We start from the raw sequence: 17,138 nt of genomic DNA on the forward strand, positions 1-17,138 counted from the left end.
GCCAGCCAGCGGCCGGACGCGCTCGGGTGCCGCGGCGGAGCCGGGGCGGCGCGGCCTCGCGGCGGTGCTCACCGTGGTGGCGCTGCTGGTCGTGGCCGGAGTCGCCGCGTACCTGCTGGACCTGGTGCCCGGGGACCCCGGCGGCAGCACCATCCCCGACGGCGTCCCCACCGAGCTGCAGGAGCCGCTGCAGCAGCTGCACGACGCGGTGGACGGAGGGTGACGGTGAGCACGAGGACGAGCACACCGACGCGGCTGGTGTTCCGCGCCGCCGTGGCCGGGATGGCCGCCCTGGCGATCCTGGCAGGGTGCGGGTCCGACACCGCCCCCCGCGACACCGTGCCCGAGCTGGGCACGCACCTGGATGCGGTGGATACGGCCGTGGTCGAGGAGGACTGGGACCAGGCCCGCAGCGAGCTGGAGGCCTTGGTCGAGCGGGCCGAGGTGGCCGCGGCGGCCGGTGACATCAGTGGCGAGGACGCCGACCGGATCCGCGCCGCGGCCACGCGGCTGCTGGAGCGGCTGCCCGAGGAGCAGACCGACCCGGAGACCGAGCCCGAGGAACCGGTCGAGGAGGAGCCGGAGCAGCCCGCCGAGGAGCAGCCGGAGGAGCCCGAGGAGACCGAGCAGGCACCGGAGGAGACCGAGGAGCAGCCCGCCGAGACCGAGGATCCCGAGGAGGAGCCCGGTCAGGGCAATGACGACGACAACCCGGGTCAGGGCAATGACGACGACAACCCGGGGCAGGGCAATGACGACGACAACCCGGGTCAGGGCAATGACGACGACAACCCGGGCCAGGGCAATGACGACGACAACCCCAGTCAGGGCAGTGGCGACGACCCAGGCGAGGGCAGCGGCGGCAACCCCGGTCGGGGCAACGACGGCGCCAACCCCGGCCAGGGCACCGGACCCCCGAACAGCTGAGTGCTGGCGGTTCGTGAGCGGACCGTGCAGCAACGCCCAGACTTGGGCGAGAAAGCCGTGGAGCCCTGGTCGACGGGGGACCGGGTCACTACCGTCCGAACCGAGGGCACGGGCAGCCGTGCCCGGTCGGTGACGATGGAGGCACGTCATGGGCTTCGTCGAGGAGAACGTGGTCCCACTCGTCGACGCGGGCCTGGGCAACAGCGCCTACCTGGTCGACCTGGGTGCGGGCCGGGGGCTGGTGGTGGATGCCACCCGGGACCTGCGACCGGTGCGTGCCGCCGCGCAGCGCCGGGGGCTGCGGGTCGCGTTCGCCGCGGACACCCACCTGCACGCCGACTTCCTCACCGGCGCGGTCCAGCTGGCCCACGACGACGGCGCCGTGGTGCTCGCCTCGGCCGCCGGCCGGCGCTCCTTCGACCACGCGCCGCTGGTGGACGAGCAGGAGGTGGACCTGGGCGGACTGCGGCTGCGGGCGCTCGCGACCCCCGGGCACACCGACGAGCACCTGTCCTTCCTGCTGCTGGACGGCCGGCGTGAGCTGGGTGTCTTCACCGGTGGGTCGCTGATCGTGGACTCCGCCGCCCGGACCGACCTGCTCGGGGCCGAGCGGACCGAGGAGCTGGCCCGGGCGCAGTACCGCTCGTTGCAGCGGCTGGCGGCGCTCCCGGACGACACGCACGTCTGGCCGACCCACGGCGCGGGCTCGTTCTGCTCGGCGCCCGCCGGCGCGGACCGGACCAGCACGGTCGGCCGGCAGCGACGGTCCAACCCACTGCTGGCCGCACCCGACGAGGAGACCTTCGTCGCCCGGCTGACCGGCGGCCTCGGCAGCTACCCGGCCTACTTCGCCCGGCTGGCCGAGCGCAACCGGCGCGGGACCGGCCTGGCGGGGCCCGCGCCGGGCCTGCCGCCGCTGGACCCCGCCGGCGTCTCGGGGCTGCTGGCCGGTGACGGCTACGTCGTCGACGCCCGTCCGGCGGCCGAGTTCGCCACCGGACACCTCCCAGGCTCGGTCTCCATCCCGCTGCGCGAGGAGTTCGCGACCTGGCTGGGCTGGCTGCTCCCCGATGACGCCCCGCTCTGCTTCGTGCTGAGTGACGGCGCGGATGCCCAGGAGCTGGTGTGGCAGGCCCACAAGATCGGCTACGACCGGCTCACCGGCTACCTGGCCGGAGGCGTCGCGGCGTGGCGGGCCGCGGGTGGGCACCTGCAGGCGACCCCGTTCCTCTCCGCCGCGCGGGCGCCGCTGGCGCCCTACCTCGACGTCCGGCAGGACGCGGAGTACGCCGCCGGGCACGTCCCCGGCGCGGTGCACGTCGAGCTGCCGGCGCTCCCGGAGCAGACCGGGGAGGTGCCGCTCGGGGCGCTGGTGGGGTGCGCGCGGGGGTTGCGCGCCATGACCGCGGCGAGCCTGCTGGAGCGGGTGGGCCGGACCGACCTGACCGTCCTGGATGGCCGGCCCCAGGACTACGCCGCCGCGCACGGCCTGCAGCTGGTCTGAGCCGCGACCGGGGCGGGCCGGTGGCGCGGCCGCGACCGGCTCAGCGCACCGGCAGCGCCAGGTCGGGGGAGTCGTGGCTGCCCACCGCCGCGGCCAGCTCCGGCTCCAGCTCCGCCAGCAGCCGCAGCACCAGGCCGGTGCGGCGCACCCGCTCGATCCCGAGGTTCATCGCGGTGGTCTCGATGTGCTTGCCGACCGGGTAGATGTTGGGCGCGTTGCGCAGGCCGACCTTGACGTAGACCGGCGCCGCGACCCGCACCAGCTCGGGGACCTCGTAGAACCGCACCGCGCCACCCTGGTCGTCGGGAACCTCGACGTACATGTCGAGCGGCTTGGTGGTCGCCGCGCGCAGCTCGGCCAGGTGGGCGATCGTCAGGTCGGTGGAGACGTTGAGGCTGGTGGCGCCCAGGTCCTCGTAGACCTTCCCGGTCGCGGCGTTGGTCAGCGGCATCAGCACCGAGGTCTTGAGCACCAGGTCCTCCGGCAGCCGGCCGGCCCGCTTCTCGGCGCCGAGGAGCGCCAACCCGCCCAGGTCGCCGACCAGCAGGCTGCGCACCCCCAGCCGCACCGCCCGGTGGGCCTCGGCGAGGGTGGCGGCGAGGTTCTCGTTGCCGCGGGCCGCCCCGCCCACCGCGGTGGTCACCTTGGCCTGGGCGCCGGTGTCCCACGCCCCACGGGGGCCGATGAACAGGTTCACCTCCACGCCGTTGTCGGCACCCATCGCCACCATCTCGCCGATCTCGGTGTCGCTGAGCATCATCACGCCGCTGCCCTGGGAGATCCGGTGCACCGGCACGTCCAGCTCGGCGGCGGTGTCCAGCACCGCGCGCATCACCTTCGGCCCGTCACAACTGGGGATCTCCACCCGGTAGCGGCTGCCGTCGGCGAACCGGGCCGGCGAGGTGGGGGTCTCGGACCCGGTCAGCACGGGGTAGCCCGCGGACTCGACGGCGGCGAGCAGCTCACGGCGGTTCATGCGGTCATCCTCCTGGGGACTGGTGGTCGCGGGGCGAGCCTACCCGGGCGTCAGGTGTCGATCCGGCTCCGGTTGGTGCGCCGGTACCGGCGCAGCACGGCGCTGACGAACGGTGCTGCCAGCGCGAGCAGAGCGGCCACCATGAGCACCGCCGACAACGGCCGCTCGAAGATGATGAGCAGGCTGCCCCCGCCCAGCGCGGAGGTCTGCACCAGGGCCCGCTCCAGCAGCGGACCCAGCACCAGGCCCAGCACCAGTGGTGCTGCGGGGAAGTCGAACCGCTTCATGAAGTAGCCCAGCAGGCCGGCGACGAACACGACCCAGATGGTGAAGGTGTTGTTCCCGAGCGCGAAAGCGCCCACGACGGCGATGAACAGCACCATCGGGTAGAGGTAGCTGTAGGGGATCCGCAGCACCTGGGCGAAGACGGGCGCCAGCGGCAGGTTGAGCACCAGCAGGATCAGGTTGCCGAAGAAGAACGAGACCAGCAGACCCCACACCAGGTCCGGCTGCTGCTCGAAGAGCAACGGCCCCGGCTGCAGGCCGAAGACGATGAAGGCGCCCAGCAGGACCGCGGTCGTGCCGCTTCCCGGGATGCCGAGGGTGAGCGTGGGGATGAAGCTGGCGTTCGCGGCCGCGTTGTTGCTGGCCTCGGGACCAGCGACGCCCTCGGGGGCGCCCTTGCCGATCAGATGGCGGAACTTGCTGACCTGCTTCTCCACGCCGTAGGACATGAAGGTGGCCAGCGTCGCACCGGCCCCGGGCAGCACCCCCATGACGAACCCGAGACCGGTGCCGCGCAGGGCGGGCGCGACCGAGCGTCCCAGCTCCTCGCGGGTCACCAGCAGGTCCCGGAACCTGGCACGGATTGGGTGCTCACCGCCCCGCCGGATCTGGTGCAGCACCTCACCGACGGCGAAGATGCCGATCATCACCGCGACAAACTCCAGTCCTCCCAGCAGGTTGACGCTGCCGAAGGTGAACCGGGCCGTGGTGAAGCCGGAGGCCACGCCGATCATCGAGATCAGCAGGCCCACCGCCGCCATCGTGATGCCCCGGAGCATGTTCTCCCCGGCGAAGGAGACGATCGTCGCCAGCCCCAGCACGATGATGGCCAGGTTCTCCGGCGGGCCGAAGTTCAGCGCCCACCGGGCGATGGGCTGGGCCAGCGCGATCAGCCCGATGAGGGAGAGGATCGCCGCCAGGAACGAGGACAGCGCCGCGATGGCCAGGGCGGCGCCGGCCCGGCCGTTGCGGGCCATCTGGTAGCCGTCCAGGGTGAGGACCACGCTGGAGGAGTCCCCGGGAGTGGAGATGAGGATCGAGCTGGTGGAGGCCCCGTACTGGCTGCCGTAGTAGATGCCGGCCAGCATGATGAGGGCGGAGATGGGGTCGAGGGTGAGCGTCACCGGGAGCAGGATCGCCACGCCGGTGGCCGAGCCCAGGCCGGGCAGCACGCCGATGATGGTGCCGAGGACGACGCCGAGCAGGCAGAACAGCAGGTTCTCGGGCGTGACGGCGGTCTCCAGGCCCAGGAGCAGGTTGTCGATCATCCCGGCCGCCTCAGACGATCCCGAGCATGCCGGTCGGCAGCGGGATCCCCAGGATCTGGGCGAAGAAGACGTAGAAGAAGGCGAACGCCCCGGCGGTGGCCAGCAGCGCGGTCAGCCAGCGTTTGCCCTCCACGGCGACGAAGATCGTGAACGTCATCAGGCTCATCGACAGCAGCAGCCCCAGCACGGGGATGAGGAGGATCGCGACGAGCAGGATGCCGAAGATCTGCAGGACCGCCCAGTTGCGCTGTGAGTGGGTGCGCCCGAAGGTGTCCAGCTCTTCGCCGGCGGCGTTGCGGCCTCCGGGGGCCGGTCGTTCATCGTCCGGGTGCGCCTGCTGGATCGCGGCCCGGGCATCCTCCTCGACATGCTCCACGGAGGCCATGTAGGAGCTCGCGGCGGGGGACCGCGCGAGGAACATCCGGGCCAGCTCCAGCAACGAGGCGCCCGCGATGAAGGCGCCGGTCACGACCGGCAGGAAGCCGGGCCCGACCCGGCCGTCGTCACCGGTGAAGCCGTAGCCCAGCCCCGCCACCGTGGCGTAGACGCCGACGCCGGCCAGGACGAGGGTCCCGACCACGTCGGCGGTGGCGGGGCGGTGCCGGGTGGGTGCCTGCTCGGTGTCGGGCACGCTGACTCACCTTCTCTGGGGCTGGCTGCGGGTCCCGCCGGGCACGCCACGGGGGCGCGCCCGGCGGGTCTGACTGAGGGTCGTTGCGGGACTCAGCTGCCGTCGATGATGGAGCTGAGCTTCTCGTGGTTCTCGCTGAGCACGGCCGTGAAGTCGTCTCCGAACGCGGTGTTGGGCTGGAGCATGTTGTCCTCGATGTAGGTCGTGTACTCCTCGCTCTCGGCGAAGTCCTGCCCGACCCCGATCCAGTAGTCGCGCTCCTCCTCGGTGATGCCCCCAGGGGCGAGCACCCCGCGGAACTGGGCGAACGAGACGTCGATGCCCTGCTCGGCCGCGGTCTCCACGTCCGCCAGCAGCTCGTAGTCGTAGCGCTCCTCGGCGGCGGCGCACAGCGGGCGGACGTCGCCGGACTCGATCTGGCCGCTGACCTCACCGGGGTTGACCGAGATGGCGTCCACCTCGCCGCCAAGCAGCGCGGTCAGCAGCTCGGCGCCGGACTCGAAGGGCACGCGGTCGAACTCGACGCCGGTCTCCTCCTCCATGAGCGAGAAGACCACGTTGTCCAGGCCCGTCTCACCGGAGATGGCAACAACCGTGCGCTCGCTCTCGGCCTTCTCGACCAGGTCGGCGCAGGTCTGCAGCGGGGAGTCCTCGCGCGCCACGATGAGGGTGTAGTCCTCACCGAGCATCATGATGGGCGTGAAGTCCTCGTAGCTGAACTCGACGTCCTGGGTGATCGGCAGCGCGATCAGCGCGGTCTCGGTGGCCAGCAGGGTGTTGGGGTTGCCGTTCTCCCCGAGGAAGTTGGAGTAGCCGACCGCGCCGGAGCCGCCCTCGATGTTGGTGACCGAGATCGTGGCGTCGGAGACGCTCTCGAAGCCGCTGGCCGTCGCCCTTCCGGCGATGTCGCTGCCGCCGCCCGCGGCGAACGGGACGATCATGGTGACGGTCCCGCTGGGCTGGAAGCCGCCTCCCTCACCGCCGCCTCCGCCGGTCTCACCGCTGTCGCTGCCGCCGTCGCCGCCGCCGTTGCCGCAGGCGGCGAGCAGGAGCGCTCCGCCGGTGAGGGCGCCGGCGAGGGCGCGCGTCCTGGTGCTGGTCCTGAGGGTCATCTGCTATCTCCTTTGATCGCGTGGGTGGGTGCTAGGGAGTCCGGCTAGCTGCCGGCCTGGCGGTGCCGTTCGGTGATGGTGAGGTACTCAGCGGCGCTGCGGGCCAGGCCGGCGCGCTCGGTCTCGGTGAGATCGCGGCGGACCTTGCCGGGCACGCCGGCGACGAGCGAGCCGGGAGGCACGTCGGTGCCCTCCAGCAGGACCGCGCCGGCGGCGATGAGGCTGCCCTCACCGACCGTCACGCCGTTCATCAGGACCGAGCCCATGCCGACGAGCGAGCCGTCGCCGACCCGGCAGCCGTGGAGCACCACCCGGTGACCGACGGTCACCGCGCGCCCCACATGGACGGGGAAACCGGGGTCGGTGTGGATCACCGTCCCGTCCTGGATGTTGCTCTCCGGACCGATCTCGATCAGGGCTCCGTCCGCGCGCAGCACCGCGGAGTACCAGACGCTGACCCGCGAGGCGAGCCGGACGTCACCGACCAGGCTCGCGTTGGGGGCCACCCAGGCGTCCTCGGCCAGCTGCGGGGTGTGCGTCCTCAGGTCGAGCCACTGCGGCTGCTCACTCATCCCTTGCTCCTGGTTGCTCGGTCGACGGGTCGTGACGGGTGACGGCGGCTCATCGGCCGGTCCAGCGCGGCTTCTCCTTGGCCACGAAGCTGGCGACGCCGTGCTGGAAGTCCTCGCTGCCGAAGACGGTCCGCACGATGTCGTCCCCGGCCGGCAGGTTCGCCACGCGCAGCCGGTGCACGGCCTCCTTGGCCGACCACATCGTCAGCGGGGCGTGCCCGGCGAGGCGCTCCACCGCCTGCTCGACGGCCGCGTCCAGGTCCGCCGCGGCGACCAGCTCGGCGACGAACCCCGCCGCGGCTGCCTCCTCGCCGGTGAACATGCGGGCCCGCATGATCAGGTCCAGCGTGCGGGCCGGCCCGAGGTGGTGGACGAGCAGCGAGTAGGTGTTCATCGACAGGCAGTTGCCCAGGGTGCGGGCGATCGGCACGCCGAACTTCGACTCCGGCGTGGCGATGCGCAGGTCGCACACGGCCGCGATCGCCAGCCCGCCGCCGACGCAGTAGCCGGAGACCGCCGCGATCGTCGGCTTGGGCAGCTTCTCCAGGCGGGCGGCCACCGCGCCGATGCGCTCCTCGTAGTCCACGCCGTCCTGGCCGCCGGAGAACTCGGAGAACTGGGTGATGTCGGTGCCGGCGATGAAGGCCTTGCCTCCGGCGCCGCGGAGGACCACGACCTTGACCTCGTCGTCGGCTTCGGCCTGCTCGCACGCCGCGACCAGGCCCTCGTACATCGCCCAGGTCATCGCGTTGTGCTGCGCCGGCCGGTTGAAGGTGACGTACAGCGCCGGGCCGTGCCGCTCGGTGAGCAGCTGGTCGGTGCCGGTGCCGGTGCCGGTGTCCGTGGCGGGCGTCGGGCTGGTCGGTGGGGTCGCGCTGGGTTCGGTCACGGTTCTCCTGTCCTGCCTGCGGGGCCGGGGATCTACTCGGGCGGGGTGTAGCCGGGCGATGCGGCAGCGTCCGGCTCCGGCTGATGCCCGCGTGCGGGCTCGGCCACGACACCGGCCTCGAGCAGAGCCTCGAGCTCGTCCTCGGACATGCCCGCCGCGGTGAGCACGGCGCGGGTGTCGGCGCCCAGCGCCGGTCCGGCGTTGCGACGCACCGCCGGGGTGCTGCCGAACCGCATCGGCGAGCCCAGCTGGCGCACGCTGCCGAGGGCGGGGTGCGGGGCCTCCCAGTAGTAGTCGCGCTGGCCCAGGTGGTCGTCGGTGAAGACCTGGTCCATCGTCGCGATCGGGGCGCAGGGCACGCCGGCGGCGTCCAGCGCGGCGACCACCTCCTCGGTGGTGCGCCGGGTCGTGGACTCCTCGATCGCCGGGATCAGGGTGTCGCGGCGGGCCTGCCGGTCGAAGGCGTTCCGGTAGCGGTCGTCCTGCAGCAGGTGCTCCAGGTCCAGCGCCTCGCACATGCCCTGCCAGGTCTTCGGGGTGACCGCGCCGAGGGTCACGAAACCGTCGGAGGTGCGCACCGCCTGGTAGGGGGCGGTCGACTGGTGGGCCGAGCCCAGCGGGCGGCCCACCTCGCCGGTGGCCCAGTACTTGCCGGCCTCCCAGATCGCGAAGCTGACGCCGGACTCGTAGAGGGAGACGTCGATGTGCTGGCCCTCACCGGTGACCTGCCGCGCCTGCAGCGCCGACGTCGCGGCCAGCGCCGCGTAGAGGGCGCACACCAGGTCACAGATCGGCACGCCGACCTTCACGGGGTCCCCGTCGGGGGTGCCGGTGATGCTCATCAGGCCCGAGCGGGCCTGCGCCATGATGTCCAGCCCGGGCAGCTGGGACAGCGGGCCGTCCTGGCCCCAGCCGGAGGCCGAGACGTAGACCAGCCGCGGGTTGATCGCCCGGGCGTCCTCCCAGCCGAAGCCGAGCCGGCGCAGCGTGCCGGGCCGGAGGTTCTCCACCAGCACGTCGGCCTCGGCGATGAGCCGGCGCAGCACCTGCTTGCCCTCCTCGGACTTCAGGTCCACCGCGACCGAGCGCTTGTTGCGGTTGAGCCGCACGAACGGGGAGCTCTCCCCGTCCAGGAACGGGCCGGTCTGCCGGACCGGGTCGCCCCCGGTGGGGTTCTCCACCTTGATGACGTCGGCGCCGAGGTCGGCCAGCTGCATCGTCGCGAACGGTGCCGCCATGAACTGTCCGATCTCGAGCACCCGGACGCCGGCCAGCGGCGCCGGGGTGGCGGGGTCGGGTGCGGGCTGAGCGGCCGGGTCGGTCCCGGGCTGGCTGGCGTCCGTGCTGGTCACAAGGCCCTCCACGACGGTGTGGTTCGAAATCGGTGTGCGTACGGTGCCTATTGTCTACAGTAGAGCGGTCGGCGATGACAAGAGTTTTCGCCGGATTCGTGTGATGTCTGGGACGCGGGGACGCCGCGGCTACGGTTGCGAGGTGCCGGCTCGAAGCGGACCCGGCAGGAGGAGGCCAGCGTGAGCAGTCCCGTCCACGACACCGGCGCCGGGACCCCGGGACCCCCCGGCACGCCGCCGAGCCTGGTCGACTACGCCGCCAACGAGATCCGCCGGATGGTGCTGCGCGGGACGCTGGTGCCCGGCGAGCGCATCACCGAGCCCCAGCTCTCCCAGCAGCTCGGGATCAGCCGCCCGCCGCTGCGCGAGGCGCTGCGGCTGCTGGAGCGGGAGGGGCTGCTGCTGCAGCAGCCACGCCGCGGCGTCACCGTGATGCCGCTGACCCTGCACGACGTGTACGAGATCTTCACGCTGCGCCGCGACTACGAGGAGCTCGCGGTCGCGCTCGGGGTGCCGGTGCGCGAGCCGGAGCGCCTGCAGCGCTGCCGAGTCGCGCTGCAGCTGATGGAGCGGGCCGCCCGCGCCGGCGACGAGGTGGCCTGGTCCGAGCACGCCTTCGAGTTCCACACCTCGATCGTGGCGCTCTCGGGGCACCGGCGGCTGGAGCGCGCCTACCGCTCGCTGCAGCTGCAGATGGAGCTGTGCATGACGATGAACCGCCAGGCCCGGGTCCACGAGGACTTCCGCGGCGACGCCGCGCGGCACCGCCGGCTGCTGGACCTGGTCGAGGCGGGCGACCCGGGGGCGGTGGTGGCCGAGCTGCGGGTGCACGGCGACCGCACCTTCCTGGACGGCATCGAGGTGCGGCTCGGCGGGCACACCGAGGTCTCCCTCGCCTGGCTGGAGCAGGTCCGCGCCGAGACGGCCCACCGGTAGCGGCCCGCTCCGGGCCCGCAGCGGCGCCGGCCGGAGGCTGGGTCAGCCGCCCGCGGGCGCGGCCTGGACCCAGCGGCCCCGGTGCATCACGCTGGTGACCTGCTGGTCCTGCAGCACGACCAGGTCCGCGGGGGCGCCCGGCTGCAGGGTTCCCGCCGGGAGCCCGAGCGTGCGGGCGGGCGTGGTGGCGGTGACGAGGGTCGCGGCGAGCAGCCGGTCCGGCTCCTCGCCCTCGGCGGCCGCGAGCGCGGCCGCGTACAGCGCGTCGCTGGTCACCGTGCTGCCGGCGAGGCTGCCGTTCCGCAGCCGGGCCTGGCCGGCGCGGACCTCGACCGGCAGCTCGCCGAGGGTGTAGTCCCCGTCCGGCATCCCGGCGGCCGCCATGGCGTCGGTGACCAGGGCGAGCCGTCCGGGGCCGGTGAGCGCCAGCACGTGCCGGACCATGGCCGGGTGGACGTGGACGCCGTCGGCGATGAGCTCCACGGTTACTCCCGGGTCCTGCAGCAGCGCCAGCACCGGGCCCGGCGCCCGGTGGTGCAGCCCCGGCATGCCGTTGAACAGGTGCGTCGCCACCCGGGCCCCTGCCTCGATCGCGGTCCGGGTGGTGGCGAAGTCGGCGTCGGTGTGCCCGACCGCGACCGTGACGCCCGCGCCGGTCAGCTGCCGCACCGCCTCGGTCGCGCCCGGCAGCTCCGGGGCGAGGGTGACCATGCGCAGGTGCCCCCGGGCGGCCTGCAGCAGCGCGGCGACCTCGGCCGGGTCCGGCTCCCGCAGCACGGCCGGGTCGTGCGCACCGCACCGGCGGCTGGAGATCCATGGCCCCTCCAGGTGGATGCCGGCGATGGTGCCCTCGTCGGCCAGCTCGGCCAGCGCCGCCAGCTGCCGGCGCAGCACCTCGGGGGCGGCGCTGAGCAGGCTCGCCACCGAGGTCGTGGTGCCGCGGGCTCGGTGGAAGTCCACCGCCCGCGCCGCCTCCGCGGGGTCCTCGGTGGCCAGCGAGTGGCCACCGCCGCCGTGCCCGTGGATGTCCACCAGGCCCGGGGCGAGCACCGCCTCACCGAGGTCGACCACCCCGGCCGCCGCCTGCGCCGCTACGGCGGGCTCGCCCTCGCCGGCGGCGCTGACCTGCTCGCCCTCGACCAGCAGCCAGCCGGGGCTGAGGACCTGCTCGCCGGTCACCACCCGGGCGGCCCGCAGCAGCCGGGGGCTCGTCGTCCCGTTCACAGCGTCTCCGTCACCTTGCGCAGCCCGCGGGGGGAGTCCGGGTCCTCGCCACGTGCCAGCGCCGTGTGCAGCGCCAGCTGCTGCAGCGGCAGGATCTCCAGCATGGGGGACAGCGGGCCGGGGACGCCGCCGGGGAGCTCGATGCCCAGGGTGGTGCCCGCAACGGCGTCGGCCGAGCCCACGCCGTAGATGTCGGCACCGCGCTCCCGCAGCCGCTCCAGGACCGGGCCCATCGAGTCGCCGGCCGGGCCCTCCGGGACGACGGCGATGACCGGCACCTGCGGGTCCACCATCGCCAGCGGCCCGTGCAGCAGGTCGGCGCCGGAGAACGCCTGCGCCGACAGGTAGCAGGTCTCCATCAGCTTCAGCGCCGCCTCCGCAGCGGTGGGGTAGCCGTACCCCCGTCCCGTGGTCACCAGCCGCTGGGCGAACCGGTAGCGCTGGGCGGCGGCCGCTACCTCGCCCTCGCGGCCCAGCAGCTCCTCGGCCATGGCCGGCAGCTGCCGCAGCACCGCGAGGTGCTGCGGGTGCGGTGGTCGACCGTCCCGGTCCAGGCAGGCGAACAGCAGGTGCAGGGTGAGCAGCTGGGCGGTGTAGGTCTTGGTGGCGGCCACCGAACGCTCGGGGCCGGCGAGCACGTCCAGGTGCAGCTCGGCCTCCGTGGCCAGCGGGGAGTCCGGGTCGTTGGTGACCGCCAGGGTCAGCGCGCCCTGCTCGCGGGCCACCTGGACCGAGTGCACCAGGTCGGGGGAGCCGCCGGACTGGCTGACCGCGATGTGGAGCACGTCGGCGAGGCGGGGGCGGGCGCGGTAGACGGTCATCGTCGACGGGGAGACCAGCCCGCAGGGCAGGCCGTGCTCGATCTCGGCGAGGTACTTGGCGTAGGTGGCGGCGTGGTCGCTGGTGCCCCGCGCCGCCAGCTGCACGAACCGGGGTGCCGCCTGGGCGACCCGCCGGCTCGCCTCGCACGCGGCGGGCACGCCGTCCTCCAGGATCCGGCGCCAGACGCTGGGCTGCTCGGCGACCTCGGCCGCCATGAGCGTGCCGCGTGCCGGGGTGCCGCCCGGCCCGGCGCCGCCACTCACCGCCGACCCTGGTCGGTGCCGCCGACCGTGTCACCCGGTGCTGCCCCGGCGGGTGCGTCGGGCAGCGTGCCGCGCTGGTCCGCCAGGGGCGAGTCCTCGCGGTGGCGGCGGGAGAGCAGGAAGCCCAGGGAGAGGGTGATGACCACGCCGATCGCGGTGTACCAGGTGAACCCGACCAGCTCCGGTTCGACGAGGAACAGGTAGGACATCGTCGCGACCGCGACGGCGAAGCCGATGATCGCGTCGAGCTGGCGGGCACGCCGGACCCACAGGCCGAGGAAGAAGGCACCCAGCAACCCGCCGTAGGTCAGTCCCGCGACGGAGAGGCCGAGCTCGACGACGGGGTTGTCGGTGCCCGTGAAGAGCGCCGCGGCGCCGATGAAGACCAGGCCCCAGCCGAGGGTGATCAGCCTGCCCAGCCGCAGGCCGGCGGCGTCCGCCAGCGGCCGCGTGGTCAGCTGCGCGACGAGGTCGCTGACAGTGGAGGAGGACAGCGCCGACAGCGAGGAGGAGAGGGTGCTCATCGCCGAGGCCATAATGCCGGCCAGCAGCAGCCCGGACAGGCCGGCGGGGAGCGCCTCGACGATGAAGGTGGGGAAGATCTGGTCGCCGGTCTGCAGGCCCAGCTCCTCGGGGCTGCGGCCCTCGTAGTAGCTCCACAGGCCCAGGCCGACCACCAGGAAGAGCGCGAACTGGAGGAAGACGACCACCGCGCTGCCGATGACGGCGCGACGGGCGTCGGCCAGCGACCGGCAGGTCAGCAGCCGCTGGACGATGATCTGGTCGACGCCGTGGGAGGCGGTCGACAGCAGCGCCCCGCCGAGCACGGCGGTGACCAGGGCGTAGGGCTCCGAGATCGGGTTGGAGCTCAGGTCGATGACCTGGGTCTTGCCGGCCGCGGCCGCCTCGGCGAGGAAGCCCCCGCCGACGTGCTGGACGATGACGACCAGGGCGATGATGCCGCCGACCACGTAGAGGCACATCTGCAGCACGTCGACCCAGACGACCGCCCGGATGCCGCCGACCAGGGTATAGGCCACGGTGACCAGGCCCAGGATCGCGATGATCGCGAAGAAGGACAGCTCCAGCCCGAAGCCGTCCAGGACCACCTTCATCGGGATCGCAGCGGCGAACAGCCGGACGCCGTCGGCGAGCAACCGGGTGAAGAGGAAGGCCACCGAGGCGGTCCCCTGCATCCCTCGGCCGAACCGCTCACCCAGGTAGGCGTAGGCCGTGGTCATCTCGCCGCGGTAGTAGCGCGGCAGCAGCACGAACGCCACGACGACCCGTCCGATCAGGTACCCGACAGCGACCTGGATGAAGGTGGTCGTGCCCAGGTAGGCGATCGTCGGCACGCTGATGACCGTCAGCGCGCTGGTCTCCGTCGCCACGACCGACAGGCAGACCGCCCACCAGGGCAGGTCCCGGTTGCCCAGGAAGTAGCCGCGCAGGTCCGACTGCCGGCCGGAGAGCTTCAGGCCCAGCCAGGCCGACGCGGCCAGGTAGAGGGCGATGACGAGGATGTCGACGGGTTGCAACGTCTCCTCCGTGGGGTCGGTGGTGGGTGGACGGGCCGGCCGGGGCCCGTCAGACGATCTCGAGGCGCGTGGGCACGGTGGTGGCGGGCTCCGGCAGCCGCAGCGGGCGGTGGCCGGGAGTGATGCGGCCGGCGACGCGCGGGGCACCGGCGCCGGTGCAGCCGGGCAGCGTGCCCGGCAGCCCGTTCCAGGTGAGGAACCCGAGCAGCGCGAAGAGGTAGGCCTCCTTGGCGTGCGGGTCCAGCCCGACCTCGTCGGTCGTGCCGAGACGGGCTGGGCCGAGGTGGTGGGCGAGCCGGGCCATCAGCACCGGGTTGCGCGTGCCGCCTCCGGAGGCGAGCACCTGGGTGACCCGGTAGCGGTCGAGCGCCGCGGCGACGGTGCGCGCGGTGAGCTCGACCAGGGTGGCCAGGAGGTCCGGGCCGGTCAGGGTGCTGCCGCGGGTGTGCGCGGCCAGCTGTTCCTGCAGGTAGCCGCCGTGGAAGTTCTCCTTGCCGGTGGACTTGGGCGGCTGTCGCCGGTAGTAGGGATGGGCGAGCAGCTGCTGCAGCAGGGCCTGGTCGACGGTGCCCGCAGCCGCGAGGGCACCGTCGCGGTCGACGTGCTCGACGCCGTCGGTGACCAGCCGCACCGCGGCGTCCAGCAGCGCGTTGGCCGGTCCGGTGTCGAAGGCGACAGGGGTGCCGGGGGCACCGACGACGGTGACGTTCCCGATCCCGCCGAGGTTAAGGGCGGCGGCCGGGCCGCGGTCGGTGAGGTCACCGAGCAGCAGCGCGTCCAGGGTGCTGGCCAGTGGGGCGCCCTGTCCGCCGGCGGCGACGTCGGCCGTCCGCACGTCGGAGACGACCGGCAGGCCGGTGGCCTCGGCGATCCAGGCGGGCTGCCCCAGCTGCAGGGTGCCGCGGACCTGGCCGGCGCGCTCGGTCGAACCCGGCTCCACCCAGTGGTACAGGGTCTGGCCGTGCGAGACCACCAGCTCCGGTTCGCCCTGCCCGCCGGCCCGCAGCCGGTCGACCGCGGCCCGCGCCGCCTGGCCAAGCTCCTGACCGAGCTCGGTGTCCAGCCGGCACACCTGCTCGAGGGAGGTGCCCGCCGGTGGCAGGGCAGCCAGTACCTCCTCCTGCAGCGCGGACGACCACGGTTGCTCGTGGTACCCCAACGGGGTCAGCAGCACCCGGTCACCGGTCAGCTCCAGGTCGGCCGCCGCGACGTCGATGCCGTCGACGGAGGTGCCCGAGGAGAGCGCGAGGACGATCACGAGCCGACCTCCAGCGCCTGCCGCACCCGGCCCCCGGCGGCTGCGAGCCGCTCCTGGGCGGTGCGCGTGTCTACGCCGGCCAGCAGTGCCACCAGCGCCGTCTTCGTGTGGCCGCCGGCCTCGGCCAGTGCCCGTTCCGCCTCCACCGGGTCGGCACCGGTGGCTTCTTGCAGGATCCGCCGGGCCCGTGCCTGCAGCTTGGCGTTGGTGGCGCGCACGTCGACCATGAGGTTGCCGTGGGTCTTGCCGAGCCGGACCATCGTGGCGGTCGAGAGCGTGTTGAGGACCAGCTTCTGAGCGGTGCCCGCCTTCATCCGGGTGGAGCCGGCGACCACCTCGGGTCCGGTGTCGACCTCGATGCTGACGTCCACCAGCTCGCTGATCCGGCCCCCGGGGTTGTTGCTGACCCCCACGGTGCCCGCCCCGGCGGCTCGGGCCGCCCGCGCGGCGGCCAGCGCATAGGGGGTGCGGCCGGAGGCGGTGATCGCGACGAGGGTGTCGTCGGGCCCGAGCCGGAGCTGGGCCACGTCGGCCGCAGCCGCGTCCTCGTCGTCCTCGGCTCCCTCGGCGGCGGTGGTGATGGCCTGCTCGCCACCCGCGACGAGGGCGGTGACCTGCTCGGGCCCGGTGCCGAAGGTCGGCCCGCACTCGGCGGCGTCCAGCACGCCCAGCCGGCCCGGTGTTCCGGCCCCGGCGTACACCAGCCGACCGCCCCGCGCCATCCCCGCCACGACGAGGTCCACGGCGGCGGCGACCTGGGCGGAGGCTCGCGCGACCGCCGCCGGAACCGTCGCGTCGTCCGCGGCGATGAGGTCGACGAGCTGCCGGCTGGTGCGGGTGTCCAGGTCGGCCAGCTCCGGTCGGGACCGTTCGGTGTGCAGCCCGGCGAGTTCTCGGTGCAGGTCGCTCACTGTGGGCTCCTGGGGGGTGCGGGGGTGGCGTCACTGCTCACGACGAGCAGGGCGGCGTGCGGGAGGCCGGAGCGGGTGGCCAGCAGCCGGGCTCCGTCGCAGGAGTCACCGACGGCGGGCCGGCGGTCGTGCCCGGGAAGCAGCCGCTCCAGCGCCTCGTCGTAGGCGCGGGTCAGCAGCTCGCCGGCCCCGAAGAGGCCACCGGTCGTGGCGACCAGGGCGGGCTGTGCTGGTGGGAGGACGCTGCGGGCGGCGGCTGCCGTGGTGGCGGCCAGCGCCTCGGCTGCCTGCGCCCACACCTGCCGGCACCACGCGTCCCCCTCGACGGCCAGGTCGAGCACGTCGCTGGCGAAGGCCGCGATCTCCCGGGCCGGGTTGTCACTGCTGTGCACCAGCCGCGGCAGCCCCGTCGGGTCGCCGTATCGCTGGCGCGCCCGCTCGGTCAGCGGCGTGGCGGCGCCGCGTCCGTCGTGCGCGCGGAGCACTGCCTGCAGGCCGCGGCGCCCGATGGCGAAGCCGCTGCCGTCGTCGCCCAACCACGACCCCCACCCGTCGGCCACGGCGGACCGGCCGTCGTGGTCTACGGCGAGGGCGACCGCACCGGTGCCGGCGGCGACCACGACGCCGGGGCTGCCGGCCAGCGCCCCGGCGTGCGAGGTCGTCATGTCGC

Annotated in this window: 17 protein-coding genes; 4 read left to right on the forward strand and 13 right to left on the reverse strand. The window is 73.7% G+C overall.

Going from position 1 to position 17,138, the window contains the following annotated elements; all coding sequences use genetic code 11:
* The 3 genes from GFJ45_RS10695 to GFJ45_RS10705 form a co-directional block, all read left to right on the forward strand.
* On the forward strand, window positions 1-223 hold a 223-nt coding region (locus tag GFJ45_RS10695), incomplete at its 5' end, for a hypothetical protein (RefSeq protein WP_228386854.1).
* Between the two features lie 2 nt (window positions 224-225).
* Window positions 226-927 (forward strand): hypothetical protein, encoded by a 702-nt coding sequence (locus GFJ45_RS10700; protein ID WP_153397012.1) that lies wholly within the window; start codon window positions 226-228, stop codon window positions 925-927.
* A gap of 148 nt (window positions 928-1,075) precedes the next feature.
* Window positions 1,076-2,431 carry an MBL fold metallo-hydrolase gene (locus GFJ45_RS10705; protein WP_153397014.1) on the forward strand — a complete coding sequence of 452 codons (1,356 nt, stop codon included), beginning with the start codon at window positions 1,076-1,078 and terminating at the stop codon, window positions 2,429-2,431.
* Between the two features lie 40 nt (window positions 2,432-2,471).
* Here GFJ45_RS10705 and GFJ45_RS10710 read toward each other — a convergent pair whose 3' ends face one another.
* The 7 genes from GFJ45_RS10710 to GFJ45_RS10740 form a co-directional block, all read right to left on the reverse strand.
* The gene (locus GFJ45_RS10710) at window positions 2,472-3,407 is read right to left on the reverse strand and encodes a U32 family peptidase (protein WP_153397016.1); all 936 of its coding nucleotides are present in this window, start codon (window positions 3,405-3,407) and stop codon (window positions 2,472-2,474) included.
* A gap of 50 nt (window positions 3,408-3,457) precedes the next feature.
* Window positions 3,458-4,960, reverse strand: coding sequence for a tripartite tricarboxylate transporter permease (locus tag GFJ45_RS10715; RefSeq protein ID WP_153397018.1), 1,503 nt, complete (start codon window positions 4,958-4,960; stop codon window positions 3,458-3,460).
* 10 nt (window positions 4,961-4,970) lie between these two features.
* On the reverse strand, window positions 4,971-5,591 hold the full coding sequence (locus GFJ45_RS10720; protein WP_153397019.1) for a tripartite tricarboxylate transporter TctB family protein: 621 nt from the start codon (window positions 5,589-5,591) through the stop codon (window positions 4,971-4,973).
* A gap of 92 nt (window positions 5,592-5,683) precedes the next feature.
* The gene (locus GFJ45_RS10725) at window positions 5,684-6,703 is read right to left on the reverse strand and encodes a tripartite tricarboxylate transporter substrate binding protein (protein ID WP_153397021.1); all 1,020 of its coding nucleotides are present in this window, start codon (window positions 6,701-6,703) and stop codon (window positions 5,684-5,686) included.
* A gap of 44 nt (window positions 6,704-6,747) precedes the next feature.
* The gene (locus GFJ45_RS10730) at window positions 6,748-7,275 is read right to left on the reverse strand and encodes a gamma carbonic anhydrase family protein (RefSeq protein ID WP_153397022.1); all 528 of its coding nucleotides are present in this window, start codon (window positions 7,273-7,275) and stop codon (window positions 6,748-6,750) included.
* A gap of 49 nt (window positions 7,276-7,324) precedes the next feature.
* Window positions 7,325-8,164, reverse strand: a complete 840-nt coding sequence (locus GFJ45_RS10735) for an enoyl-CoA hydratase/isomerase family protein (protein WP_153397024.1) — start codon at window positions 8,162-8,164, stop codon at window positions 7,325-7,327.
* Window positions 8,165-8,196: 32 nt separating this feature from the next.
* The gene (locus GFJ45_RS10740; protein ID WP_228386856.1) at window positions 8,197-9,516 is read right to left on the reverse strand and encodes a CaiB/BaiF CoA transferase family protein; all 1,320 of its coding nucleotides are present in this window, start codon (window positions 9,514-9,516) and stop codon (window positions 8,197-8,199) included.
* Between the two features lie 180 nt (window positions 9,517-9,696).
* Between GFJ45_RS10740 and GFJ45_RS10745 the strand changes: the two genes are divergently transcribed.
* The gene (locus GFJ45_RS10745) at window positions 9,697-10,452 is read left to right on the forward strand and encodes a GntR family transcriptional regulator (protein WP_228386858.1); all 756 of its coding nucleotides are present in this window, start codon (window positions 9,697-9,699) and stop codon (window positions 10,450-10,452) included.
* 42 nt (window positions 10,453-10,494) lie between these two features.
* Here the strand turns inward: GFJ45_RS10745 and GFJ45_RS10750 are convergent, their stop codons facing one another.
* The 6 genes from GFJ45_RS10750 to GFJ45_RS10775 form a co-directional block, all read right to left on the reverse strand.
* Entirely contained in the window at window positions 10,495-11,676 is a 1,182-nt protein-coding gene (locus tag GFJ45_RS10750; protein WP_228386859.1) for an N-acetylglucosamine-6-phosphate deacetylase, read from the reverse strand.
* Entirely contained in the window at window positions 11,673-12,761 is a 1,089-nt protein-coding gene (locus tag GFJ45_RS10755) for an SIS domain-containing protein (protein WP_323368730.1), read from the reverse strand. Before GFJ45_RS10755 ends, GFJ45_RS10750 begins: the two co-directional genes overlap by 4 nt.
* Complete coding sequence (locus GFJ45_RS10760) at window positions 12,758-14,299, reverse strand: sodium:solute symporter (protein WP_153397026.1); 1,542 nt, start codon at window positions 14,297-14,299, stop codon at window positions 12,758-12,760. Before GFJ45_RS10760 ends, GFJ45_RS10755 begins: the two co-directional genes overlap by 4 nt.
* A gap of 49 nt (window positions 14,300-14,348) precedes the next feature.
* Window positions 14,349-15,557: an anhydro-N-acetylmuramic acid kinase gene (locus GFJ45_RS10765; protein ID WP_153397028.1), complete on the reverse strand. Its 1,209-nt coding sequence runs from the start codon at window positions 15,555-15,557 to the stop codon at window positions 14,349-14,351.
* Window positions 15,554-16,468 carry an N-acetylmuramic acid 6-phosphate etherase gene (gene murQ / locus GFJ45_RS10770; protein WP_153397030.1) on the reverse strand — a complete coding sequence of 305 codons (915 nt, stop codon included), beginning with the start codon at window positions 16,466-16,468 and terminating at the stop codon, window positions 15,554-15,556. Before murQ ends, GFJ45_RS10765 begins: the two co-directional genes overlap by 4 nt.
* The coding region (locus tag GFJ45_RS10775; RefSeq protein WP_153397032.1) for an N-acetylglucosamine kinase at window positions 16,465-17,138 on the reverse strand (674 nt) is incomplete at its 5' end. The genes murQ and GFJ45_RS10775, both read right to left, overlap by 4 nt.

This window comes from Ornithinicoccus halotolerans (genome assembly GCF_009602535.1).
Lineage (GTDB): Bacteria > Actinomycetota > Actinomycetes > Actinomycetales > Dermatophilaceae > Ornithinicoccus > Ornithinicoccus halotolerans.